The following is a 943-nucleotide window of genomic DNA, read 5'->3' on the forward strand; positions in this document are numbered from 1 at the left end:
TACTCGGTGTCCAACGGCAGATACGCCGCACCCGACTTCAGCACCGCCAGCAGCGCCACCACCAGATCCGCCGACCGAGGCAACGCCACCGCCACAAACCGCCCGGGCCCCGCCCCCCGACCGACCAGCAACCGGGCCAGCCGATTGGCCCGCGCATTCAGCTCCGCATACGACAGCACCACATCCCCGGCCACCACCGCAGCCGCGTCCGGAGCACCGGCAACCCGCTCCTCGAACCACTCGGAAACCGACAGCGACGGCACCACACGCCCGGTGTCATTCCACTCCACCAGCAGCCTGCGGGCCTCATCGGCATCCAGCACATCAATGCGACTCAACGGCTCATCAGGCTCGGCGACGGCCGACCGCAGCACACGTATCAACCGGTCGACCAGCGATTCGGCGGTGACGCGGTCGAACAGGTCGGTGCTGTACTCCAGCACGCCCTGCAAACCCGTCTCCTGGCCACTGTCGTGGCGGTTCTCAGCAAAGCCGAAAGCGAGATCGAACTTCGCGACAGACACGTCGACCGGCTCGCGCGCGACCGTCAGCCCGGGAAGGCCGGCCAAGGCATCCAACGCACTTTGGTAGTCCGTGTTGTTGAAGGTCAGCAGCACCTGGAAGAGGGGGTGCCGGGACAGTGAACGCTCCGGATTGATCGCCTCGACCAGCCGCTCGAACGGCAGATCCTGATGCGCGTACGCCGACAGGTTGGTCGTACGGACATGGCTGATCAGCTCGGTGAAGGTCGGATCGCCGGAAGTGTCCGTGCGCAGCACCAGCGAGTTGAGGAAGAGACCGATCAGATCATTGACGGCGTCGTCGGTGCGGCCTGCGATCGGGGTGCCGACGGGGATGTCCGTCCCGGCGCCCAGCCGGGTCAGCAATGCCGCCAGGCCCGCCTGCACCACCATGAACGGACTGGCCTGAGTCTCCCGGGCAA

The 943-nt window shown here is 66.6% G+C and carries 1 protein-coding gene; it reads right to left on the reverse strand.

What is annotated here, in order from left to right; all coding sequences use genetic code 11:
• Positions 1 to 943 (reverse strand): condensation domain-containing protein (locus tag ACTWQC_RS35790; protein WP_443320047.1); only part of this gene is annotated, 943 nt, incomplete at both ends.

The organism is Streptomyces sp. 8N616, from assembly GCF_052246385.1.
GTDB lineage: Bacteria > Actinomycetota > Actinomycetes > Streptomycetales > Streptomycetaceae > Streptomyces.